The following is a 24,508-nucleotide window of genomic DNA, read 5'->3' as shown; positions in this document are numbered from 1 at the left end:
ACGAGACGCCGGGCAATCAGTCGTCGAGCGCCTTGACCGACTTGGGGGACAAGCGAAGGCTGCGCAGACTGCGTTTAACGCTTTTAAGGTGGTTGACCAGACTCGGGCCGCGCGCCATGGCAACGCCCATCGCCAGCACATCGATCACCACCAGGTGGGCGATACGCGAGGTCAACGGCGTATAGATCTCGGTGTCTTCGTGAACATCGATGGCCAGATTGATCGTCGCCAACTCTGCCAACGGGGTCTGGCTCGGACACAAGGTCACCAGCGTGGCGCCGCTTTCACGGACCAGATTCGCAGTGATCAGCAGGTCTTTCGAGCGCCCGGACTGGGAGATGCAGATCGCGACGTCGGAGGGCTTGAGCGTCACCGCCGACATGGCCTGCATGTGCGGATCGGAGTACGCCGCCGCCGTCAGCAGCAAGCGGAAGAACTTGTGCTGCGCATCCGCCGCCACCGCGCCGGAAGCGCCAAAACCGTAAAACTCCACGCGCTGGGCCGACGCCATCGCCGTCACCGCCAACTGCAACGCGTGGGGATCGAGATGCTCTCGAACCTCCATCAACGTGTGAAGGGTGGTGTCGAAAATTTTCAGGCTGTAATCGGCAACCGAGTCATCTTCGTGGATCGCGAACTGACCAAAGCTGGCGCCAGCGGCCAGGCTTTGCGCCAGTTTGAGCTTCAAGTCCTGGAAGCCGGTACAGCCAATGGCACGGCAAAACCGGACGATGGTGGGCTCGCTGATACCGACGTTGTGCGCGAGGTCAGCCATGGAGCTGTGCATCACAGCCGCAGGGTCAAGCAGCACGTGGTCGGCAACCTTGAGTTCCGACTTACGCAGCAGATGGCGTGACTGGGCGATGTGGTGCAACAGGTTCAAAGGGCTGGACTCGGTCAGTAAGGCTTGGGCGGGATGTAGCAGACTTGTAGTTATACTACATGCCCTGCGGCCCGCCCAGCTAAACGAGCTCGGTTTGGCGATCTGCAACCTTTCCGCGCCCTCATCATGCCGGCGCGGGCTTGCCTGCGAACCAGGCAAAACAGTCCGTCAGGCACACCGAATCGGGGCCTTCGCAGACACGTCAGCCCGGAGGGGACCATGCTTGCTGCGCATGCTCGCGCAACAAGCGTGTCGCAGCCTCCGCATCCACCGGACGACTGATAAGGTAGCCCTGCACTTCGTCGCACTCGTGAGCTTTGAGGAAGTTCAGTTGTGCCTCGTTTTCCACACCTTCGGCGACGACTTTCAATTCCAGGCTGTGGGCCATGGCGATGATCGCGCGGGTGATGGCTGCGTCTTCGGTGCCTTCGCCCAAGCCACGAATGAACGTCTGGTCGATTTTCACGTAATCCACGGGGAAGCGTTTCAGGTAACTCAGCGACGAATAGCCGGTGCCGAAGTCGTCGATGGCCAGTTTCACACCCAACTCATGCAGCTGATGGAACGTAGCGATGATGTGCTCCACGCCGTCGAGCAGCTGACTCTCAGTCAATTCAAGCTCAAGGTAGCGCGGTGCCAGGCCAGTTTCTTCAAGCACCTGGCGGACCAGACTGACCAACTTGCCTTGACGCAATTGATGGACCGAAAGGTTGACCGACACCCTGATCGGCTCCAGCCCCTGACGCTGCCATTCACACGCCTGCCAACAGGCCTGGCGTAACACGAACTCACCAATCGGCCCGATCAGTCCGGTCTCTTCGGCCAGCCCGATAAAGTCCCCGGGCGGCACCATGCCCATCGTCGGGTGCAGCCAGCGCACGAGTGCCTCAGCGGCGTTCAAACGGCCGGTCGCCAGACACAGCTTGGGCTGGTAGAACACCTGCAGTTGATTCTCGTCGAGGGCCTTGCGCAGCTGATTTTCCAGCTGCAGACGCTCCAGCGTGCTGGCTTGCAGGTTTTCGGTATAGAACTGGAAATTATTGCCACCCAGATGCTTGGCATGCTGCATGGCCATGTTCGACTGACTGACCAGCGCCGAGATTTCTCGGGCCGAGTCTGGCAACAGGCTGATGCCCACTGACGCGCTGACCACCAGCTCGTGCCCGGCCACCGACAGAGGCAGCCGTAACTTGGCCAGCAGGCGACTGGTGACCCGAGCCAGACTGGACAGGTTGCCGTAGGCATCGAACAACACCGCAAACTCATCACCGGATAACCGCGCAATGGTGTCAGCCTCGGGCAATGCGCTGGTCAGGCGCCGCGCCACTAGCCTCAACAGTTGATCGGCGACTTCATGGCCCAGGCTGTCATTGAGCAGCTTGAAGCGATCCAGATTGATGTGCAGCAGCGCCAGACTTCTACCGCCCTGTCGCACGCGCTGGCTGGCTTCACGCAAGCGCTCCTTGAACAACGAGCGGTTGGCCAGGCCCGTCAACTCATCGTAGTGCGTCAAGTAGCGCATACGTTCTTCGAATTCGCGCCTTGCCGACAGGTCGGCGAAGAAGCCGACAATGTGGCTTACATTGCCCCGCACATCGCGCACTACGTTCAATTGGAGCCATTGCGGATACAACTCGCCATTTTTGCGAGTCTCAACCAGTTCGCCCTGCCAGCTATCGGTTTGCTCCAGCGATTCATGGATCGCTGGAAAATGGCGCCGGGCATCGCGGCTGCACGCCAGCTCAGTGACCTTGCGTCCCTTCATGTCTTCCTGCGGGTAGCCGGTCACTCGGCTGAACGCCCGATTGACCGCCAGCAGGGTGTATTTCGGATCAAGAATGACAATGCCTTCGCTTGCGGCTTCGAAGACTGTGGCCGCCAAACGGCGCTGTTCTTCCAGCTGTTTACTGGCGCTGATGTCGCGGCGGGTGCCCAGCATGCGGATCACCCGGCCATCGCTGCTGCGCTCCACGGCGCGGCCACGGTCCTCGATCCAGACCCAACGCCCGGCACCATGCCGGAAGCGATAGGCAACTTTATAGTCGTCCGTACGCCCCTTCAGATGCTCGATCATCGCGTGTTGCATCAACGGCAAGTCTTCGCGATGGATGCGCGGTTTGAGGTGGCGGAGCATGGCGGTCACGTGTTCGGGTTCCAGGCCGAACAACGCTTTGATCTGCGTGTGGTGGACTTCATCGGTCTGCAGATTCCAGTCCCACAGGCCCAGCTCACTGGCCTCAAGTGCCAACGCCAGCCGCGCCTCGCTCTTGCTCAGCGCCTGATTGGCCTCGTCCAGTTCAAGGCTGCGCTGGACGACTCTGGCTTCGAGCCCGATCTGGGCCTCGCGCAATTCCCGCTCGGCCTTGCGTCGCTGTTCGATTTCCCGCGCCAACTCATGGTTGAGCTGCTCATCGTGGGCCTGCGCCTGTTGCAGATGCTCAATCAGCGCCTGATTCTGAAAGCGCTGAATCAGCCCCTGACGGATCAAGCGATTAACCTGCAGGGCTACGACAATCAGCGCCACCAGCAACATCAGGCCAAACCAGCCCCAGCCATGCTGCTGCTCATCGCCATGCAAAAAAAGAAAGGTGATCGGGGGCAGCAGGCACGACACGGTAAAGCTCAGAAACGCCGGGATACTCACCGCGTAAGCAATACTGGCCGACAGCGTCGCCGCACCGATCAAGCCAAACACCCAGGCTTGCTGCTGAAAGCTTTCCACCGGAACCAGGGCGATTGCCGCACTCGCAAGGGTCAGGCCGCTGACGCCTGCGCCCAGCAGAAACATGCCACGCCAGATCGGTTGCGCCTGACGCAACAATGGCGCGGCGTTAAACGCCGCAACCTGGATGACGCGCAAACCCACCAGCGTCGTCAGCCACCCCAGCCAAATGCCGACCAGCAGATAGCGCTGCGGGCTCCAGAGCAACCAGGCGCAGACCAGACCATTGAGTAACATGAACAGGGTGGGCAACAGCGAACCCTGATAAAGCAAACGTGTGCGTTCCACTGCAAGCTGAGTGGCAAATTGCTCGCGGATAACTCGACGCGATGCGGTTGAGGCACCCGAGGAGCTGAGACTAGAGGTCATAGGCAATGTTCTTATAATGGTGGAGCCTCAAACGTCGACGGAGCATACACAAGCCGCTCGACAGACCAAACTCTCTTGATTCATAAAAACCGCAAAGAGACCGTTCCACAGGGCCGTTTTCAAACCTCCCGGGCACGGCCTGCCATGCGTGCAGCCCTGACTTACCGGTCGTCATCAACAGGGCATTTATCGGCTTAAGCAAAGCTTGGTTTGCCCGACATAGCCCAGCACCCTAGAATGCGTCGATGCGCGATGATCTCTCCCTTCTGCTGAACTCCCTCAACGATGCCCAACGTCAGGCCGTAGCTGCCTCCGTGGGTCGTCAGTTGGTACTCGCCGGTGCTGGCTCCGGCAAAACCCGTGTGCTGGTGCATCGCATCGCCTGGTTGATCCAGGTCGAGAATGCCTCGCCACACTCGATCCTGTCGGTAACCTTCACCAACAAGGCTGCGGCCGAGATGCGTCACCGCATCGAACAGTTGATGGGGATCAACCCGGCTGGCATGTGGGTCGGTACCTTCCACGGCCTGGCGCACCGCTTGCTGCGGGCGCACTGGCAGGAAGCCGGACTGAACCAGAGCTTCCAGATCCTCGACAGTGATGACCAGCAACGCTTGGTCAAACGAGTGATCCGTGAACTGGGGCTGGACGAGCAGCGCTGGCCGGTACGCCAGGCGCAGTGGTTCATCAACGGGCAGAAAGACGAAGGCCTGCGCCCCAAACATATTCAGGCCAGCGGCGATCTGTTCCTGGCCACCATGAAATCGATCTACGAAGCCTACGAGGCCGCCTGCCAGCGCGCAGGGGTCATCGACTTCTCCGAGTTGCTGCTGCGCGCCCTGGACCTGTGGCGCGACAATCCCGGCCTGCTGGCGCACTACCAACGCCGCTTCCGCCATGTACTGGTCGACGAGTTCCAGGACACCAACGCCGTGCAGTACGCCTGGCTACGGTTGCTGGCCCAGGGCGGCGACAGCTTGATGGTGGTCGGCGACGACGATCAGTCGATTTACGGCTGGCGCGGCGCCAAAATCGAGAACATTCATCAGTACTCGTCTGACTTCCCTGACGCCGAAACCATCCGCCTGGAGCAAAACTACCGCTCTACCGCGAGCATCCTCAAGGCCGCCAACGCGCTGATCGTCAACAACAGCGGGCGCCTGGGTAAAGAGCTGTGGACCGATGGCGGTGATGGCGAGCCGATCAATCTGTTCGCCGCGTTCAACGAACACGACGAAGCGCGCTACGTGGTCCAAACCATCGAAAGCGCGCTGAAGACCGGGATGATGCGCAGCGACATCGCGATCCTCTACCGCTCTAACGCCCAATCGCGGGTGCTTGAAGAAGCGTTATTGCGCGAGCGGATTCCTTACCGGATCTATGGGGGTCAGCGCTTCTTCGAACGCGCCGAAATCAAGAACGCCATGGCCTACCTGCGTTTGCTCGACGGTCGCGGCAACGACGCGGCACTGGAACGGGTGATCAACGTCCCGGCACGCGGCATCGGTGAAAAAACGGTCGAAGCGATTCGCGAACACGCCCGTCACGCCGACGTGTCGATGTGGGAGGCGATGCGCCAACTGATCGCCAATAAAGGCCTGACCGGCCGCGCAGCCGGAGCGCTGGGCGGGTTTGTCGAGCTGATCGAGAATCTGACCGCGAAAGTCATGGAGATGCCCCTGCATCTGATGACCCAAACCGTGATCGAGCAGTCCGGGTTGATCACCTACCACAAAGAAGAGAAAGGCGAAAAAGGCCAGGCTCGGGTAGAAAACCTTGAGGAATTGGTCAGCGCCGCGCGCAACTTCGAGAATGCTGAAGAAGACGCCGAGCTGACACCGCTGGCCGGGTTCCTTGGCCATGCGTCGCTGGAATCGGGCGACACCCAGGCCGATGAACATGAAGACAGCGTGCAATTGATGACGCTGCACAGCGCCAAGGGCCTGGAGTTCCCCCACGTGTTCCTGGTGGGCATGGAAGAAGGCCTGTTCCCGCACAAGATGAGCCTGGAAGAGCCCGGGCGTCTTGAAGAAGAGCGGCGGCTGGCGTATGTCGGCATTACCCGCGCCATGCAGAAACTGGTGATGACGTATGCTGAAACCCGTCGTTTATATGGCAGCGAGACGCGCAACAAGGTCTCGCGCTTCGTCCGGGAGATTCCACCACCCTTGATTCAAGAGGTGCGCCTGTCCAACAGCGTCAGCCGTCCGTTCGGCGGTACGCAGAACATGGGCACAAGCAGCCTGTTCAACGGCACCGGCATCCCGGAAACCGAGTTCAGCCTCGGCCAGCGGGTTCAGCATTCGGTGTTTGGCGAAGGGGTGATCCTCAACTTCGAAGGCGCTGGCGCTCAGGCACGGGTGCAAGTTAACTTCTCTGAAGGCAGCAAATGGCTGATGATGGGTTACGCCAAGCTCGAAGCAATCTGAGCCACTGAACATGTAGGATCAGCCTCAACATCTGAGGCTGCAGAGATATGCCCTACAGACCACTCTTTGTGAGCCTGTTATAGGCCCAAGCAAAAGCCAGAAACATTTAGGCGCTAGCCATTGTCATTTCTCCTGTGCAACATGGCGCGCGTGCAATCCATAAATGGGAATTCCTTTATGCAACGTTTTCTAAGCATCGCTCTGGCGCTGTGCATCGGGCTCACAATGAGCCTCGAAGCCAACGCAGCGCGCTTCGGTGGCGGCAAGAGCTTCGGCTCGGCGCCCAGCCATCAATCCCGTCAAGCTGCGCCGGCCTCTCCGTCGGCTGCGCCTAACGCCGCGGGTCGCCCTGCTGCCGCTGCTGCTGGCGGTGCTTCTCGCTGGCTCGGCCCGTTGGCTGGCCTCGCGGCAGGCGGCCTGCTCGCCTCGATGTTCATGGGCGGCGGCTTCCAGGGCATGCAGTTCTTCGACATCCTGATCATCGCAGTCATCGGCTTCGTGATCTTCCGGTTCATCGCCGCGCGTCGACGCAAGCAACAAGAGCACATGGCCCCTGCCGGTCATGCGCCGTTCCAGCGTGAAACCCTCGAGCAACCGGCTCAGCCATCGGTTTTCGGCGGTTCGTCTGCAGCCCCGGTTGCCGCTCCGGTGATCAATGCACCGGCCTGGTTCAATGAACAACGCTTCCTCGAAGCCGCTCGCAGCCACTTCCAGTCGCTGCAACAGCACTGGGATGCCAACGAAATGGACAAGATTGCCGAGTTCGTCACCCCACAAATGCTCCAGTTCCTCAAGAAGGAACGTGCAGACCTGGGTGATGGCTTCCAATCGACCTTCATCGACAACCTGACCGTGCAGCTTGATGGCCTGGATGATCGCTCGGATAAAACCGTGGCGACCCTGACCTTCTCCGGCGTGTCCAAGACTTCGCGCTTCGACCAAGGTGAAGTGTTCAGCGAAAGCTGGAACATGGAACGTCCGCAGGGTGACAACCAGCCTTGGCTGGTCGCCGGTATCCGCCAGAACGGCTGACGCTCGGCAGTGCTCGCAAGCGAATTGCACCGATAAGCAAAACCCCGGATAACCGGGGTTTTGTTTTTTTTGGGGCAACCGTTGTTTTGAGAAAACCTTACGCTACTGTATAACCCGCGCCATCAAGTTAGAGGATCCAGGCCGTGGAAGAAGTTATTGAAGAACTGCGTGAAAAAAACGAGCGGGTACCCGTACCCCTTGAGTTGCCAGAAGATGATGATCTGGTCGAGGTCGAAGAACAGCTGTTCATCAACATCCCCTTCGTCTTCAAAGAGTTTTTGCTGACTGTCAGCGACGTGGTATATGGCAGCCTGGAACCCGTGACCGTCATGGACCCGCAGTCCCATACCTACCTGCCCGAGGTTGCCGCAACGGCGTGGGATCTGGGCGTGCCTCGCGAGTTGATCCCGATCTGTCAGAACGGCGATGACTATTACTGCGTCGAAGAAGACGGCACTGTCGTGCTGTGGTCCGCGGAAGAAGAACTGGTGACTGAAGAAAGCTGGGAGTCAGTCTGGCACTGGGCCCGGGATGTCTGGCTGGAAAGCTGAGACGTGCAACTCAGCGCCGCACACTGCGGCGCCGAAGGGAGTCGCCTCAATGCTCGGGCGGTTCCCGATGATTACCCAAGGTTTCCAGCAAAGCGATCTGCATCCGCGTATGTACACGGATGCACCAGCGCCACAACACCGCGGCAACGATAGCGGCCACCACCCCAATCACCAGCAATAACTCGTTAGTCGGCAGGATGCTCGCCGACAGCGCAGCCAGCAGCAGGAAAATCACCAAAAGCGACAGCAACGGGATCACTTCTGCGATCACCCGACGCACGCGTTCGGTATGACGTCCGGCCATGGCGGGCTTAACGCTCATCTCGGCCAACAACATCGAAAGCGCCTTGAGCTTGCGGTAGGCCGCGATCAAGAACGGCAGCGACACCAGCAACGACGCGCCCCAGATCAACGCCTTGTGTTGGCTGTCATCGCGGGTCCAGTCGCTCAAATAGCCGCCAATGCCCTCGGCGAAGTAACCGCCACAGAAGAAAATCGCCACCACCAGTGCCAGATTGACCCCGACCTGCAACAAAATCCTGCGGATCATCGACGCCAGCAACGCGCCCTGCCCTTGTGGCTGGATACTGCGCAACCATTCCCCATACAGCCCAAAGACTCGAGCAATACGCGCAGGCATCACCGCCGCGAGCTTCATCGACAAAGGGTCCGCCGAGCGGATCAGGTAAGGCGTCAACAAGGTGGTAATCACCGAAACCGCCACTGCCACCGGATAGAGAAAGTCGCTGGTGACCTGCAGCGTCATGCCCAGCGCGGCGATGATGAACGAGAACTCGCCGATCTGTGACAACCCCATGCCAACCCGCAAGGACGTGCGCCCATCGTTCCCGGCGATAAAGGCACCCAGGCCACACGACAGCATCTTGCCCAGCACCACAGCGACACTGATCACAGCAATCGGCCAGGCGTAATCAAGGAGGATTTTCGGGTCGATCATCAAACCGATGGCGACAAAGAAAATTGCACTGAACATGTCGCGAACAGGTTCGATCAGCTGCTCTATTTTCAGCAACTGCCGCGATTCCGCCATGATTGCACCGATCAGAAAAGCGCCCAGCACCATGCTGTATTCAAGCTTGGCCACCAGCAGGCAAAACCCGAAACACAGACCGAGGACCGTCACCAAGAGCACTTCATTGCTTTCAAATCTGGCCACATACGCCAACAGGCGCGGGACCAGAAGAATGCCGATCACCAGCGCTACAACCATAAACAGCGACAGCTTGCCGACGGTGGAAAATACCTCGCCGGAACTCACGGAGCCGCTGACCGCGATGCCGGACAGCAAGGCAATAATGCCAATACCGAGAATGTCTTCGACGATGAGAATCCCAAAAATCAGCTGGGCAAAACGCTGATTTTTCATCTTCAGGTCGTTCAACGCTTTGACGATGATGGTGGTTGAAGAAATCGCCAGAATCGCCCCGAGAAACAGCGAGTCCATGGCGTTCCAGTCGAAGAAACGCCCGATTTCGTAGCCGATCCAGATCATCAGGACGATTTCCAGGAAGGCCGCGATAAAGGCTGTGGCGCCGACCTTGAACAGCTTGCGCAGGCTGAATTCCAGGCCCAGGCAGAACATCAGGAAAATCACACCCAGCTCGGCCAGGGTCTTGATTGTATCCTCGTCGTGGATCAGGCCGAACGGCGGTGTGTGCGGGCCGATAATGAAACCGGCAACGATATAGCCCAGGACCACGGGCTGTTTCAGACGATGAAAAAGGACCGTTACGACACCGGCGACCAGCATAATCACCGCCAGGTCCTGGATAAAACTGATGGCATGCATGGCGTGAAACTCCTTTTTTATGCGCTGAAAAACCCGATTCCAATGTAGGAAATACCTGCGACCAAGGCTTTTGCAGGTTAACACCGCACCTCTACGGAGAAAGTCGGTGCAATATATGGAAACAGATGGGCGCCTCGGCGTGACGGCGGCGGGTCCGCCAGCGTCCGGATAACTGATCCACAAGAACGCGAGCACCACCATAGGTGCACTTCTGACACACCCACCCTGTGAGCACGCTATGGAACCCGGAAACACCCAGCTGTCGATGACTGTATTGATGACCCCGGACATGGCCAACTTCTCTGGCAACGTGCATGGCGGCACCCTGCTCAAGTACCTCGATGAGGTCGCTTATGCCTGCGCCAGCCGTTATGCCGGGCGTTATGTGGTAACCCTGTCAGTGGATCAGGTGATTTTTCGTGAACCGATCCACGTTGGCGAGTTAGTGACCTTCCTTGCGTCAGTCAACTACACCGGCAATACCTCGATGGAAGTGGGGATCAAAGTCGTCACCGAGAACATCCGCGAACGCTCGGTGCGCCACACCAACAGCTGCTTTTTCACCATGGTGGCGATAGACGACGAGCGCAAACCGGCTGGCGTACCGCCACTGGAACCCGCCAACAGTGAAGACAAGCGTCGCTTTCTCCAGGCCAAGCAACGTCGGCAGATTCGTCAGGAGCTGGAAAAACGCTACCAGGACATCAAGGACGAAGCGCCTTAAGCACCATCAGGGCCCGCTCGACGCGCACGCATCGAGCGGACCGCAAGCAAAGAAAGCAACAGGGATGAAATTTAAGCTGCACGGTATGGCTGTAAATCGTCAGACCCAGTTAAGCTGGACGTTCTTTGTTGGAGCACTTTTTCATGCTGACCTTGGGCAACCTTTTTGTGCTGATGCTGCTGGCCACGGGCGGCGCCTGGCTGTGGCATTCCCATGGTTTGCGCGAGCGGGCACTGGCGCGAGTCAAGCAACACTGCGCCAAACTCGACGTCGAACTGCTGGACGGCAATGTTGCCCTGCGGCGCATCACGTTCGCCCGCGATGCCAACGGCAGAAAGCGCCTGGCCCGTGTGTATAACTTCGAATTCACTGTCACCGGTGAGCAGCGCCACCCCGGCACCATCACCATGTTCGGCGCACATACCGCACTCATCGAGCTGGCGCCCTACCCGTTCGAAATCAAAACCCCGCCACCCAGTGCCAATGTGATCGAGATGAGTCAATGGCGTCAGGAACACAACAAGTGGAAGCAGTGAGCCTGACGGTATAACCGATGGCCGTTGTGGATAACTCGTTTCAGAGCAAGCAGGCAGCCAGTCCCGCTTGCAACGCAGCCTCGTCCTGAGGCGCGGTGAATATCAGTTCCAGCCGTGAATCGCGGCGCCACTCACTGTTTTGCCAATGAATGGCCGCGCCATCCAGCGCATTACCAGACAACCAACCCGCGTTGCTGTGGATAACCAGCTTGGCCCGTCGCCAACCCAGGCTATTGAGCCACTGCTGCACGCGCATCAGCTCGAATTGCTGGCTCGGGTGCCAGCGCCAACCAATACTCCAGCCTTCCGCCTGGCCTTGGCTCAAGCAGATCGGCTGACGTGGGTCGGTCCAGATCGCCGGCAATTGCGCCAAACCCTTGGGTGCAACAAAGTTATCCACAGCCGCAGAGGCTTGTGCACCAATGCCCGGCAACTCGGATAACGGTAAAGCGGCTTGCTCGGTCCAGTACAACGGACGGTCCGGTAAGCGCCGGGCAAGTGCCTCGCGAGCCGCAACGTCGAGCAACGCGGACTTGTTCATCACCAACAAACCCGCATCGCCCAAGGCTGCTTGCTGACTGTCAGGCAAAGGCTGACCGGCCACCATCGCGGTCGCATCCAGCACCAGCACACACGGCTGAACGGCCAGGACCCCTTCCCAAGGCGGCTCACGCAGCTGCTCCATCAGCTGTGCCGGGTGGCCTAACCCGGAGGGCTCGATCAGCAGTCGATCCGGCCGCGCCTTGCGCAACAGGCGCCCCAGGCCAACTTGAAACGGTGCGCCATTGACGCAGCACAGGCAGCCACCGGCCACTTCGCCAAGTGCGATACCATCGTCAGCCGTGGTCAACAGCGCAGCATCCAGGCCGATCTGGCCGAACTCATTGATCAAGATCGCCCAGCGCTCGTTGGCAGGTTTTTGCGCCAACAATTGCTTGATCAGGCTGGTCTTGCCCGCGCCCAACGGGCCGGCGATGACATGGGTGGGGATGTTCTGCAGCATGATGGCCAATTCTTCAGAGTGATGGTTACAGGGACAATCAATGCGCGCGATCTGGCTGGCAACACTGTTGTGGATAACATCGAGCGAGGCACGGGCCGAGGCCTGCGTCGTACACAGCCACGCCGAACGGCTCGACGTCAAAGTCTGCCAGGAAAATCGCAACATCCCGGCGAAGCTGTTTCACGACGGGTTTTGCCAACCACAACTGGCCGGGCAGAAAATCGAAGTGGAATACGTCGATCAATGCCCCGCCGGCGCTTTCGGTGTGTGCAGCAATGCTCAAGTCGCCAATATGCCCTATCACCAGAACATTCACTATTACGGCATCGCCAGCGATGCGCACTACCTTAAGCCGTTTTGTGAGGGGCAGAGCCAGGGTCAGTGGCTTGCCCCTTAAGGCGCCACCTCGTCGTGCCATGGGCCGAACGGATCCGCCAACAGCGCCCAACGTTCTACACCGCTGGCCATTTCCGCATCGGTCAGCAGGCAGCTGTCCAACTCATCGGTGAGCCGCGCGAAGTTGATGTGCTGCCCGATAAACACCAGTTCCTGACGGCAATCACCGCTCTCGGCGGTCCAGTTTTCCATGATCGTGGCGGTGCTTTCCGGGTCCTGCGGCCATTCCTGTTTAGGCACGAAGCGCCACCAGCGACCGGCAAAGCCGTAACGCATCAAGCCACCCGCCTGCGACCAACTGCCCGCGTCCTGATGCTTGCTCGCCAGCCAGAAAAAACCTTTGGAGCGCAGCAATTTGCCGTTGATCCACTCACGGTTAATGAAGTCGAAAAAGCGCTGCGGATGAAAGGGGCGACGGGCGCGGTAAGCCGTCGAGGCAATGCCGTACTCCTCGGTTTCCGGCGTATGTTCGCCACGCAACTCCTTGAGCCAGCCCGGCGCCTGCGAGGCGCGCTCGAAGTCGAAACGACCCGTATTCAGCACTTTTTTCAGCGGAATTTGCCCCATCACCATCGGGATGATTTCCGCCTGGGGATTGAGCCGCTCAAGTATCGCGATCAGCTCCAGGCGTTCGCTGGAACTGATCAGGTCGATTTTGCTGATCAGAATGACATCGGCGAATTCGACCTGCTCGATCAGTAAGTCGGTGATCGAACGCTCGTCATCCTCGCCCATCGTCTCACCACGAGTCGCCAGGCTCTCGGCGGCCTGGTAGTCGATCAGAAAATTGATGCCGTCGACCACGGTGACCATGGTGTCCAGGCGCGCCATGTCGGCCAGGCTTTTGCCTTGCTCATCACGGAAGGTGAAGGTTTCGGCGACGGGCAACGGCTCGGAAATCCCGGTGGATTCGATCAATAAATAGTCAAAACGGCCATCCTGCGCCAGACGACTGACCTCTTCGAGCAAGTCCTCGCGCAAGGTGCAGCAGATGCAGCCATTGCTCATTTCAATCAGTTTTTCTTCGGCACGGTTCAGGCTCACATCGCGCTGAACCTCACTGCCATCGATGTTGATTTCGCTCATGTCATTGACGATCACGGCCACGCGCATGTTTTCGCGATTGCGCAGCACGTAATTGAGCAACGTGCTTTTGCCAGCCCCAAGAAATCCGGACAACACAGTAACGGGTAGACGGTCAGTCATCAGGTGTTCCTTATCGGGTAGCGTGCGGCCTCAAAAAGGCATCGTCGACTTTATTGTTACAATATAACATGTCTATTTCGCCCTGACGACGGACCTTCAATGAACGCGCTGACTCTGCCGGATATCGCCTCCCAAGCATCACGCCAAGCCTTACCGCTGGACTGGGTCGGCATGTGCGGCATCGCCCTGCCGATTGTGTTTAATGGCCAGCGCATGAGCGCCACAGCGGATGTGGGCGTTAGCCTCGACGATGGGGAAGCGCGCGGCATCCATATGTCACGGCTGTATCTGGCGCTGGAGATGCTCGAGCAAGAAAACCTCACACCCGCGTTACTGCGTCGGGTTCTTCAGCGTTTTCTCGACTCGCACCACGGTCTTTCTGCCAGTGCCTCTGTGCGCATTCACAGCCATTTGCTGTTGAAACGCCCGGCATTGGTCAGCCCGTTGGCAGGTTGGAAGTCTTATCCGGTAGGGATTTTTGCTCGGCTGGAGCGTGGAGTGTTCCACGTGGAACTAACATTCGACGTCAGCTATTCCTCGACCTGCCCGTGCTCTGCGGCCCTTGCCAGGCAGCTGATTCAGGCGCAATTCATCTCTGACTTCGCCAATAGGCCGCTGGAACATGCGGATGTGCTGACGTGGCTCGGTACGAGCCAAGGCATTGTTGCCACCCCTCACAGTCAACGCAGCAGCGCCCAGCTTGATGTTCAGCTGGACGCGCACGTGGAAGAACTTCCGCTAATCCAACTTATTGATCACGTTGAGGCCGCCCTCGGTACGGCGGTGCAAACGGCGGTCAAACGCGCTGATGAGCAAGCGTTTGCCTTGGCCAACGGGCAGAATTTAATGTTCTGTGAAGATGCTGCGCGACGGCTCCATCTGGCACTGAGCCAGGTCCCGGACATCAAGGGTTTCGACCTGAAAGTCATTCACGCCGAAAGCCTGCATGCGCACGATGCTGTCGCCCGGAGCCGTTGGCTGCGAGGAATCAAGTCCGTGGTTTAACCGTCCCGCACTGTTGACCCAGCCAGACGGCACGGGTGTCCATGCTGCCGTTTTGCTGAGCGCCTGTGGCGTTGAAGGTGCCAACGACTTTGGTGCTGAACTCGCGATCACTGGCGAACTGAGCGACCCCTGTGCCTTGCGCTTTGGGGCAGCTGAAGCGGAACTTCCACGTCTTGCCATTGCGGTCGGTGATCTGCTGGTTGCAGCCGGACTTAGGGTCTGTCAGCGGGATATTGTCAGTCTTGACCTGATCCTGAGTCAGGCAGACTCGCACACCCTTCCCGCCCAGCGTCACGCCCTGTTTTTGCATCATCTGTTCCATCATTGCTCGCTGCTCGGGCGGCAGGTTGTTCAACTGGCCAAGCATCAACTGCAGGTCAGGCAACGGCTGACCGTCTACCTGCATATTGCTCGACGTCAGTTCCCACAACCCTGGCTGCAACATCTGCGCTTGAGCGATCGGTGCAGCCAGACAAAACAGCAAAGCCAAAACGCGTTTGTTCATCTGAAAAATTCCTGAGTGTGAAAATGACCGGATTAGCTCCAGCCTGACGATGAGCCTTAGACGACGCAAGCGTCTACCAGTTGCATGCCGAATAAAATAGCGACAATCCCGACGGGCTGTGGTCTGTTAGATAACTAAAAAGCTTAAAGCAAGGTTGCACATGGATTACCACAGCCCGCATTTCTTCGGCTACTTGATCGCTTTCATTCATCTGCTTGGCCTGATTGGTGCCATCCATGCGCTGCTCACCGTGCGCACCGCCCAAGGCTCGATTGCCTGGGCCATGCCACTGTTATTCATCCCCTACGTGGCCCTTATTCCTTACCTGGTCTTCGGCCGTAGTTCATTTGATGCCTACATCAAAGCCCGCCGCCAAGCTAACCGGGAGATGCACACGGCCATCGGCGATCTGAATTGGCGGCCCTGGATCGAAGAAGCCGTCACCGCGCGACGCAGTAACGCGTATGCCTCGCTACGGGCCATGCCCAAGCTAGGCCGTATGCCGTGCCTGGCGAACAACGAGGTAAAACTACTGATCAATGGTGAAGCCACGTTTGCCGCGATCTTCGAGGCTATTCGCCACGCCAAAAAAGCGATTCTGATTCAGTTTTTTATCATCCATGACGACGATCTGGGTCGACGCCTGCAAGCGCTGCTGCTGGAAAAAGCCGCCGAAGGGGTGGCCGTCCATGTCCTCTACGACGGGATCGGCAGCCACGCGCTGCCCAACACCTACAGCACCATCCTGCGCGACGGCGGCGTGCAGATCAAAGCCTTCGCCACCCGTAGCGGCTGGCTCAATCGCTTTCAGGTGAACTTCCGCAACCACCGCAAAATCGTGGTGGTGGATGGTCTGCGCGGCTTTGTTGGCGGGCACAACGTGGGCGATGAATACCTGGGCAAACAACCGCCGCTGGCCCCTTGGCGCGACACCCATGTGGAGGTAGTCGGTCCCGTGGTCGCGTGCTTGCAGGAATCGTTCGCCGAAGACTGGTTTTGGGCCACTCGACAGTTACCCCCCTTGATCCTGCCAGACACCTATCCCGAAAATGGCGTGCTCTGCCAAGTATTGGCCACCGGCCCGGCGGACGCTCAGGAAACCTGCTCGCTGTTTTTCGTCGAAGCCATCCATTCCGCCACAGAACGGGTGTGGATCACCAGCCCCTATTTCATTCCCGATGAGGCCGTGTTTGCCGCGTTGCGCCTGGCGGTAATGCGCGGTGTCGATGTGCGGATTTTGTTGCCATCGCGTCCGGACCATTACGTGGTCTACGCGGCCTCCAGCCTGTTCGCGTTCGAGGCCGTGCGCGCAGGGGTGCGCATCTTCCGCTATGAGCCGGGCTTCTTGCATCAGAAAGTGGTGTTGGTGGACAGCGAGATCACCGCCATCGGCAGCGCCAACCTGGATAACCGTTCGTTCCGGCTGAACTTCGAACTGATGCTGCTGACGGTCGACAGTGACTTCGCCAGCGAAGTGGAGAAGATGCTCAATGACGACTTCGCTCTGGCCCATGAAATCGCCTTGGAAGAGAGAAAGCAAACCCATCGTCTGCAGCAGCTCGGCATGCGCATTGCGCGCCTGATCTCGCCCATTCTCTAAGCGCTGATGTCGCTACGGGGTCGAACCCCGTAGCGACTGCCCCTCTAGAATGACGCAATCAGCGGTAGATATCAGCCCGCGTCATGGGCAAATCAAGGCTGCCGTCGGCATACGGTTTGACGGCCAGAATCTGATGCAGATTGATCCAGCCCTTGGCAAACGCATACGCACAACCGGCCAGGTACAAGCGCCAGATGCGCAAGGTTTGCTCTGGGACCATCGTCGCGGCCTCCCCCAGCCGCGCTTCCAGACGCTCGCTCCAGTGTTCAAGTGTCCGAGCGTAATGCAGGCGCAGGCTTTCGACATCGATGATTTCCAGACCTGCTTCACTGAGGTAAGCGCTGATCATCGACACGTGCGGCAACTCGCCATTCGGAAAGACATAACGCTCGATAAAGCTGCCCGCGCCACGCCCCACCGGACGGCCATCGGTGTGCTTGGCGGTGATGCCGTGGTTCATGACCAGGCCGCCTTCGCGGACCGCACCAAACAGGCGCTTGGCGTACAACTCCAGATTGGCGTGACCGACATGTTCGAACATGCCCACGCTGACGATTTTATCGAAGCGACCGTCCTGAGGCAGATCGCGATAATCCAGCAATTGCAGCTCAACCTTGTCCTGCAAGCCTTCCGCGTCGACCCGCTCACGGGCCAAGGCCAATTGCTCGCTACTCAGAGTGATGCCGAATACTTTCACCCCGTACTCGCGCGCGGCAAACCGCGACAGCCCGCCCCAACCGCACCCGACATCCAGCAGGTATTCGCCCGGCTGCAAACGCAACTTGCGGCACAGATGATGAAATTTGTCCTGCTGCGCTTGTTCGAGGGTCTCTGTGCCCGTCTTGAAATAGGCGCAGGAATAGACCATCTCGCGGTCAAGCCAGAGCTGGTAAAACGCGTTGGACAGGTCGTAATGGTAGGAAATCGACGCCGCATCGGTGGCTTTGTCGTGCTCCGAGCGCATGGGCAGGTCGTCGTCATCCTCATTCAGCAGCGCTTGGCTCAACTCATCGCAGACCCGGATAACTTCCCGGATTGACCCCACCAACTCCAGTCGGCCCTCAACGAAGGCGCCACCGAGCAAGTCCAGACTGGGATGCGTGAACTGCGATACCAGTTGTGGATCTTTCACCACAATGGTGACGCTGGGCGCCGGACCAAGATCAAGCTCATGGCCGTCCCACAGTTTCAGCCGTAGTGGCAGGTGCAAGTTCTGCAGGGCTGATGGAAGTTGCGCGAGCATGTAGTAAACCCCCTTATCCAGAAGCTCAGGAAAAGGGTAGTCCATAAGCAGCCCACGCGATGGGGCTGCACAGCTATTGGCTTTGTAGCTTCTGACGATGCCATGAAGCGTTGGGTTAACCGTCCTTAACCCGATATTACGAGCCAAACTCCAGCCTTCAATGGATCACCCATTGTAAGAATGACCCCTAATATGTAGCAGAGTTCTTCACCGCTCACGCTGATTTTTATACTTAACCGAGAGCTCTGGCTCGGCACTCTCGGCTAAAGGGTCGGATTTTCAGGCCTGTGGCTTGATTTCCAGTTTCAGCAGCGGCTCCTGGAAGCGCAGCAAACGACCTGCATTGCCAAGGACTAACAGAGTGCTGAGGTTATGCAGCACAGCGGCAATCATCGCCCCTTCCGCACCCAGCAAACCGAAAGCGGCAAGGGCCACGATAGCCAGCGTCCAACCCAGACCGATGATCACGTTGACGTGCAGGGTCTGCCGGCATTGGCGGCTCAAGCGCACGCAGGTGCCCAATCGGCGCAGGTCACTGCCGATCAACACGATGTCGGCTGAAGCCAGCGCGATGTCCGCACCACCCGCGCCCATGGCAACACCCACTACGCCGGCTTTGAGCGCCAACGAATCGTTGATGCCATCGCCCACCACCATGGGCCGAAAGCCGCTGCTGATTTCACCCATGACCCGATTGAGTTTGTCTTCGGGCAACGCCTGGGCCTCGATATCACTGATACCGACTTCGCGGGCCAGGCTGTCGGCCACGCTTTGACGGTCGCCGGTCAACAGCAGTTGTCGACCCAACCCCAACGCCCGCAACTCGGCGAGCGCCTGGCGAGCTTCTGGCTTGAGGCTGTCGGCCAGCAACAGCCAGGCGAGGAAAACGCCATCGACCGCGAGCCCGGCAATCGGGCCGTCATGCGTTGGTACCGGTGACGTGCTGATGCCCAGCGCATCGAACAGCTCAGGGCGGCCCAATGCGGCTTCGCCATGCTCGGTTCGCGCCACCACGCCCAAGCCCTGACGTTCACGAATATCGGTCAGCGCCAACAACAGATCTTTGTCCACCAACCCGGCCAACGCACGGCTGACCGGGTGACTGCTGGCCGAGCCTAGGCTGGCGGCCAATGGCAGCACATAGGTCTGCGGCGTCGACGCCGCTTCGATGGACTGCAAGCGCAGGCTGCCGTAGGTCAGCGTGCCCGTCTTATCCACCACCAGTGAGGTCAGGTCCGCCAACTCTTCGAGAAAGGCCGAGCTACGAATCAAAATTCCGTGTCGGGCGGCGACCGCGATCCCGGCAATCGCCGTCGCAGGGGCCGACAACACCAACGCGCAAGGGCACGCGGCAACCAGCACGGCCAGCATCGCTTGCGCATCGTTGGTAATGAACCAGGTCACGGCCGCGATCATCAACACCAAGACCATGTAACTGCCCGCATAGCGCTCCAGCAGACGGGTAATCGGTGGCTTGGAGCGCTCGGCGCTTTGCATCAGCGCGATCACTTTGCCTAATGTCGATTCGTTGCCAATACGCGTGACCTCGATCCGCAACAGGCCATCGAGGTTGATCGCGCCGCCGAACACGTCCATGCCGACCTTGGCCTCCAGCGGCACCGACTCGCCGGTGATCGGCGCGGTATCAAGGCTCGCTTGCCCGGAACGCACGACGCCATCGGCCGGGACTCGGTCACCGGCCCGCACCTCAACCTGATCGCCAGCGACCAAGGTTGAGTTATCCACTTCGCGAACCGTGCCATCGGCGTCAATCAGCCGCGCGTGGCTGCGGGTCAGCAGGCCCAGGGATTGAATCGCTTCCTGCGAACCGATGACACTGCGCTCTTCCAGCACATGGCCGAAGATCATGATGATCGGTAGCAAGGCGGCGGTCATCAGATCGCCCGTGGCCCAGGCGCCGAGCATCGCCAGCGCGATCAACTGGTCGGTGATGCCGTGCAGGCTCGGGTAACGCAGGCTGTGCCAGCCGGCACTGACCACCGGCACCGCGACCAACAGCGACGCGACGCCCAGCAATACCTGACTGACACCCGTCTGTTCGGGCGCAACAAACCGCCAGACCAGGCCCAGACCCAGCAAGCCCAGGGCAAGCATCGCCAGGGTCAATTGTCGGGCCGCGCTGCGTTGTTCCGAACTGGTCAGCATGCTGACCGCAGGTTCAGTCGACGCGGGCTCGGTGCTGGCTGCGTGGGCACTCATTGTTCTGCTCCCTGAATGATCAGGCGGGAATCGTCACGGGGATCGACGGTGGTCACCGAGCCTGCCTGGCCGAGAATTTTTGGCAGACGCTCGCGGTAAATACGTAACAGAAGACCCGGGTCGCTTTTGTCATGAATCGACTGCGTCAGGCTGGCGACCGTTGCCGTATCTGTCTGGGCTTTGGCCAGTCGCTCGGAGGCCTGGGCATGGGCCACTTGCAACGTGCGGTCGGACTGTTGCGTTGCGGTCTGGGTCAGTTTTTCTGCGTCTGTACGGGCGTTGGCCACCGCCTGATCCGCTTTCTGACTGGCCGTAAGGACAGCGTTAAAAGCCGCGACCGCTGTCGTGGGCAGACTTGACTGCACATCGACCCGGGCAACTTCGATACCCAGCCCGACACCGGTCGCGGCCAGATCGGCCAAGCGCTGGTTGATGCCACGCACCAGATCGCCACGCAAGCGCTCACGGCGTTCAGCGGCCTTGCTGTCGGGGCTGACCATCTCTGGGCGGGCCACCAGAATCGTGTCCAGATCGCGGGCTGCGGTCAGCGCCACAGCACTGCGATTCACCAGGCGATCCAATGCAGGCAGCACATGCTCGCCCTGCAACACGAAGGCATATGGGTCGGTCACCTTGTAGTACGCCGTCACATCGAGCTGTACGACGCCAGCATCACCGGTCAACAAAAAGCCGGAGCCGGCCAGCGCATCGCTCATCGGCGTGGCGAAACTGGCGACCCGATCCGCATCAAGAGCCAGCCTGGATCGCAGTAACGTTTCGACCCGGCGCTCGATCACGCGGTCCGCGGAGGGCAACAACACCACCTGCTCGAAAGGTTGCGGCCATGCCGTGAGCAGTCCGGCGTTCTGGATGCGTTCCAGTGCCCCGAAACGCATGACCACGGCGCGGTTCTGCGGATCGATCTGGCGCACGTTGGACAGCGCCCAGCCTAGCGCGGCCAACACCGTGACGGCATACAAACCGAGAAACGCCAGACGGCTTGCCTGCAGCCAGGGGCTGTTGACGGGGGGACGTTGGGGCGTGACGTCACTCATGGTTGCGATCCGCTTTTGCCATCCAGCGTCGGCGGGCCGTCGACCAGTACGCGGAACGGCGCCGCATCGGTGCGCAGGATCAGCTTGGTGCCCGGCGTCACTACTGTGCCCAAGGTGTCCAGCGAGCGCAGCAGGTTGTACAGCTGCGGCGAACCCGCGTAAGCACGACCGTAGATTTGCGCCGCTTCGACGCGCGATTGCGCTTCGATGTCAGCAGCCTTGACCGTCGCGTCGGCTTCGACGATGCGCGCATCCCGCTCGGCGGCGGCACGGATCTGCGCCGCTTCACGCTTGCCCACGGCCGTACGTTCGGTGGCAATGGTTTCCCGCTCGGCACGCATCCGATCTACCGTCGCGTTCAGGGTCACGGACGGCAGGGTCAGACGCTCGATACCCACCTGTAAGACGCGGACGCCGTAAGTAGTGAGCAATTGCTGATCGATCTGTTGGCGCAACTGGTTTTCAAAATCGGCGATCCGCACCTGACTGGCGTCGGTATTGACCAGGCTGGCCAGATCGAAGCTGCTGGCCGTGGTCTCCAGTGCCGAGCCGACAAACGTGCGGATCTGCCGCGCAGCTTCGTCCGGCTGGTTCTGCACCGCGCGCATGAAGCGCTGCACGTTATCCGGGTCGCCCTGAACCTGCCAGGCCACATAGGCCTGAACGATGATACGCAGGCCATCGCGGGTGCCGACATCCTGCAAGCCACTGGAGGTGGTGCGCAGGCGCAGGTCCACCGGAATGGTCGCTTCGAACGGTGCCGGCCAGCGCCAGCTCAGGCCCGGCTCGAGCAACACGCGGGAGGGGTTACCGAAGCGCGTGATAACGGTGGCTTCGCCCGAGCGTACTTGCACCAGGCTCGCGGCTGCCACGGCAAACGCGATGAGCAACGCTGCCAGTGCGGTTCGACGCCACGGGAAGGCTGCTGCGGAGGCATCGCCATGATGATGGCCGTGGTGATGTCCGGCGTGGCCATGGTCGTGACCAGCGTGATCGTGATGATCATGGGAGTGAAACAGACTCAAGGGATGACTCCTTAATGAACGGCTTTACGCGGCGCCGTTGGGTCTGCCGGTAGCGTGAACGTGCGTAAATCGATGGTCGGCGCAGTGTCGCCGCCCAGTCGATGATCGAGAACCAGCAACTTGGCGTGGGCCAGGCCCTGGCTCAGCTGGGTCAGGTATTGCTCCAGCAAAAATGCCTGGCCGGCGTGGGCATACGCCTGGCGCTCAGCGCTAAAGCGTAAATCAGCCCCTTGCGCCGCGGCCAACACTTCGCGTGCACCGGCGGTGGCCTGGTCTTGCGCCACGCTGGCATTGAGCTGCGCCAGGTTGGACTGCTCGCTGGCGGCACCGCGCTCCCGGGAAATCAACGCCTGAGCACTGATCTGTGCGGCTTGCACGCCATGGTAGGCATTGGCCGCACCGGCTGGCGGATGAATCGACTCGACCACGGTCGCGAGAATTTCCACGCCGCTGTCCAGCGCCTTCAGATCCGCTTGCACCGCATTACCAATGTCGGCGGACAGCGCAGCGCGTTGCTCGCCGAGTAACTGATCGAGGGTCCGCGAGGCAAAATCATGCACCAACACCCGGCTCGCCGTGCTGCGAATCAACGTCGGCACGTCGGCGCTGTTGTAGGTGGCCGCCATCGCCGCCTGATCCGTCAGGCCAATGCGATAAACGAAGCGCACGTCCATGTTGACGATCTGGAAGCTCTGCTTCTGGGCAGAGGACCGGGTGCCGGACGGGTCACCTGTGCTACTGGCGATCACCTGAGACTTTTCATTGATATGGCTCGCGTCCCACAAGCGGTTGGCGCTCAGGGGCGCCGGGCCTTCTGCAGGCTCACGAACCTGTTCGGTAGCACTGCCCTCGGTGACACTGGTCGCCAACTCATGCACCACGCCGTTTTCTACCGCCAGCACCCGACCGAACGGCCATGGCAACCCCGCGTGCAATCCAGGGCCGAACACCTCCACCGGCTTGCCAAAACGCTCGTAGATGCCGCGCCCTTGCATGGGGATTTCATGCACACCGGTCAGCATCCAGCCAAGCGCCAACACCACGCCCATGACCGGCAAAAAGGCGCGGCGCATGTAGGTAAACGCCCAAATTTGACGCAGATCGATGCCGAACCGATTGTGCAATTCATTCTGCAAGGCCAGCAACGGCTGCGGCGGCCAGCGCAGCAGTCCAGCCATAAAGCTCTGGGCCAACAGGCGCGGCTCGATACGCTCATTGCGCGGGCTGAACAAGGACATCAACGCACGCAGTAGCAACTCCAGGGCCACCAGACCGGGCAATAGCCCCATCAGCACAGCAAGCCGCGCCGGCCAGAGGCGGTCGGGCGTCGAGAAGAACAGACACAGCGCACTGAGCAGCAGGCAGGCAATCGCCACCCGCGTCAGTTGTGCCAAGGGCTCGGCTTCAGGCCATTCAGCCCGGAGTTCATGGCTCAGCTGACGCTCCAGCACCAGCAGCCCGAAAGCCAGCAGGAGGGTGATCCCCCCCGCTACGTTGCCTGTCGGCCCAAGGCTCGAACCCACAAGGTTCAAGTTCCAGACCATCTTTACGGCAAACATCGCCAGCAGCGCCCAGCCGCCGAGCCACAACGTTGGCAAACCAACCTGGGTCAGCAGCGACGACCCACTGCCGCTGATCCGGCCCAGCAAGCGCTCGTACCAGCCGGGTGCCTGTTCCGGAACCGATTCGTCCTCTTCGGGGGGTTGCTCGACGACGCCCGCGCCCTGCTCCGCGCCCAGGGTCTTCGCGCGCCAACGGGCAATCCAGTAAGCCGACTGCAAACCCGCGACCACCAACCACAGGGCTGCGGCATTGTTGACCAGCACGGCCGACCACAATGAAGTGGACGAAAAAAGCATGACAAACAACGCCAGGATAAAGGCGAACAGCCCCAAGCCTGCCAGGCCATAAGCCAGGCGCAACAAACGTCGGGCGTGAAACGCGGCTCTTTGAAAGCGCGGCAAGCCATCGAGGCCTGCACTTTCGACATCCAGATCAACCCGCATCGACACCCCAGACCTTGTTCAATAGTGAAGACAAACCGTGCATCAAAAACCGCCCCTTGCATCGACCCTGACGGCGTGTTGCCGGGCAACGCTCTATGAACGTTACGATATAACAGAAATCGTGAAATTTTTGTCGACCGATTGCGCCTTTGCGGACACGCTGACTTGAGCCTCACGCGTCGCCCCAA

General features: G+C 59.8%; 19 protein-coding genes. 8 read left to right on the top strand and 11 right to left on the bottom strand.

The window, feature by feature from the left end; all coding sequences use genetic code 11:
• Positions 1-16: 16 nt before the first annotated feature.
• Both hexR and AC1MEA_RS07630 read right to left on the bottom strand, forming a co-directional pair.
• Complete coding sequence (hexR, locus tag AC1MEA_RS07635) at positions 17-883, bottom strand: transcriptional regulator HexR (protein WP_219064596.1); 867 nt, start codon at positions 881-883, stop codon at positions 17-19.
• Positions 884-1,085: 202 nt separating this feature from the next.
• The gene (locus AC1MEA_RS07630) at positions 1,086-3,974 is read right to left on the bottom strand and encodes a putative bifunctional diguanylate cyclase/phosphodiesterase (protein ID WP_480917265.1); all 2,889 of its coding nucleotides are present in this window, start codon (positions 3,972-3,974) and stop codon (positions 1,086-1,088) included.
• 245 nt (positions 3,975-4,219) lie between these two features.
• Here AC1MEA_RS07630 and uvrD point away from each other — a divergent pair, with 245 nt between their 5' ends.
• The 3 genes from uvrD (at position 4,220) to AC1MEA_RS07615 (ending at position 7,986) form a co-directional block, all read left to right on the top strand.
• Positions 4,220-6,403, top strand: a complete 2,184-nt coding sequence (uvrD, locus tag AC1MEA_RS07625; protein WP_219064598.1) for a DNA helicase II — start codon at positions 4,220-4,222, stop codon at positions 6,401-6,403.
• A gap of 177 nt (positions 6,404-6,580) precedes the next feature.
• Positions 6,581-7,435, top strand: a complete 855-nt coding sequence (locus tag AC1MEA_RS07620; RefSeq protein WP_480917264.1) for a Tim44 domain-containing protein — start codon at positions 6,581-6,583, stop codon at positions 7,433-7,435.
• A gap of 143 nt (positions 7,436-7,578) precedes the next feature.
• Entirely contained in the window at positions 7,579-7,986 is a 408-nt protein-coding gene (locus tag AC1MEA_RS07615; RefSeq protein WP_219064600.1) for an SMI1/KNR4 family protein, read from the top strand.
• Between the two features lie 46 nt (positions 7,987-8,032).
• Here the strand turns inward: AC1MEA_RS07615 and AC1MEA_RS07610 are convergent, their stop codons facing one another.
• A complete protein-coding gene (locus AC1MEA_RS07610) occupies positions 8,033-9,796 on the bottom strand; it encodes a cation:proton antiporter (RefSeq protein ID WP_480917263.1) in 1,764 nt (587 codons plus the stop codon).
• Between the two features lie 238 nt (positions 9,797-10,034).
• Between AC1MEA_RS07610 and AC1MEA_RS07605 the strand changes: the two genes are divergently transcribed.
• Positions 10,035-10,520 (top strand): acyl-CoA thioesterase, encoded by a 486-nt coding sequence (locus AC1MEA_RS07605; RefSeq protein ID WP_219064602.1) that lies wholly within the window; start codon positions 10,035-10,037, stop codon positions 10,518-10,520.
• 143 nt (positions 10,521-10,663) lie between these two features.
• A complete protein-coding gene (locus tag AC1MEA_RS07600; RefSeq protein ID WP_449634233.1) occupies positions 10,664-11,056 on the top strand; it encodes a DUF3301 domain-containing protein in 393 nt (130 codons plus the stop codon).
• 40 nt (positions 11,057-11,096) lie between these two features.
• Here AC1MEA_RS07600 and AC1MEA_RS07595 read toward each other — a convergent pair whose 3' ends face one another.
• Positions 11,097-12,059, bottom strand: coding sequence for a CobW family GTP-binding protein (locus AC1MEA_RS07595; RefSeq protein ID WP_480917262.1), 963 nt, complete (start codon positions 12,057-12,059; stop codon positions 11,097-11,099).
• Positions 12,060-12,099: 40 nt separating this feature from the next.
• Between AC1MEA_RS07595 and AC1MEA_RS07590 the strand changes: the two genes are divergently transcribed.
• Positions 12,100-12,456, top strand: a complete 357-nt coding sequence (locus AC1MEA_RS07590) for an NADH:ubiquinone oxidoreductase (RefSeq protein WP_480917261.1) — start codon at positions 12,100-12,102, stop codon at positions 12,454-12,456.
• Here the strand turns inward: AC1MEA_RS07590 and zigA are convergent.
• Positions 12,453-13,661 carry a zinc metallochaperone GTPase ZigA gene (gene zigA / locus AC1MEA_RS07585; RefSeq protein ID WP_480917260.1) on the bottom strand — a complete coding sequence of 403 codons (1,209 nt, stop codon included), beginning with the start codon at positions 13,659-13,661 and terminating at the stop codon, positions 12,453-12,455. The two genes, AC1MEA_RS07590 and zigA, sit on opposite strands and share 4 nt — an antisense overlap.
• Before the next feature lie 99 nt (positions 13,662-13,760).
• Between zigA and folE2 the strand changes: the two genes are divergently transcribed.
• The gene (gene folE2 / locus AC1MEA_RS07580; RefSeq protein WP_480917259.1) at positions 13,761-14,666 is read left to right on the top strand and encodes a GTP cyclohydrolase FolE2; all 906 of its coding nucleotides are present in this window, start codon (positions 13,761-13,763) and stop codon (positions 14,664-14,666) included.
• Here folE2 and AC1MEA_RS07575 read toward each other — a convergent pair.
• The gene (locus AC1MEA_RS07575) at positions 14,650-15,171 is read right to left on the bottom strand and encodes a DUF3617 domain-containing protein (protein WP_480917258.1); all 522 of its coding nucleotides are present in this window, start codon (positions 15,169-15,171) and stop codon (positions 14,650-14,652) included. The genes folE2 and AC1MEA_RS07575 overlap by 17 nt on opposite strands.
• 160 nt (positions 15,172-15,331) lie before the next feature.
• Between AC1MEA_RS07575 and cls the strand changes: the two genes are divergently transcribed.
• A complete protein-coding gene (cls, locus tag AC1MEA_RS07570; RefSeq protein WP_480917257.1) occupies positions 15,332-16,771 on the top strand; it encodes a cardiolipin synthase in 1,440 nt (479 codons plus the stop codon).
• A gap of 58 nt (positions 16,772-16,829) precedes the next feature.
• Here cls and cfaB read toward each other — a convergent pair whose 3' ends face one another.
• The 5 genes from cfaB to hflK (AC1MEA_RS07545) all read right to left on the bottom strand — a co-directional run bounded on the left by cfaB (position 16,830) and on the right by hflK (AC1MEA_RS07545) (position 24,320).
• Complete coding sequence (cfaB, locus tag AC1MEA_RS07565; RefSeq protein WP_480917256.1) at positions 16,830-18,014, bottom strand: C17 cyclopropane fatty acid synthase CfaB; 1,185 nt, start codon at positions 18,012-18,014, stop codon at positions 16,830-16,832.
• A 279-nt stretch (positions 18,015-18,293) separates the two neighbouring features.
• Positions 18,294-20,234, bottom strand: coding sequence for a cation-translocating P-type ATPase (locus AC1MEA_RS07560; RefSeq protein WP_480917255.1), 1,941 nt, complete (start codon positions 20,232-20,234; stop codon positions 18,294-18,296).
• Positions 20,231-21,289 carry a protease modulator HflK gene (hflK, locus tag AC1MEA_RS07555; RefSeq protein WP_480917254.1) on the bottom strand — a complete coding sequence of 353 codons (1,059 nt, stop codon included), beginning with the start codon at positions 21,287-21,289 and terminating at the stop codon, positions 20,231-20,233. The genes AC1MEA_RS07560 and hflK (AC1MEA_RS07555) overlap by 4 nt, the downstream gene beginning before the upstream one ends.
• Positions 21,286-22,314 (bottom strand): protease modulator HflC, encoded by a 1,029-nt coding sequence (hflC, locus tag AC1MEA_RS07550; protein WP_480917253.1) that lies wholly within the window; start codon positions 22,312-22,314, stop codon positions 21,286-21,288. The genes hflK (AC1MEA_RS07555) and hflC overlap by 4 nt, the downstream gene beginning before the upstream one ends.
• Before the next feature lie 11 nt (positions 22,315-22,325).
• The gene (gene hflK, locus AC1MEA_RS07545) at positions 22,326-24,320 is read right to left on the bottom strand and encodes a protease modulator HflK (protein ID WP_480917252.1); all 1,995 of its coding nucleotides are present in this window, start codon (positions 24,318-24,320) and stop codon (positions 22,326-22,328) included.
• Positions 24,321-24,508 lie beyond the last annotated feature (188 nt).

It is taken from the genome of Pseudomonas sp. ASL8, from assembly GCF_056680355.1.
Note: the sequence above shows the minus strand (reverse complement) of the source record. Positions and strands in the feature narration are given on the sequence as shown.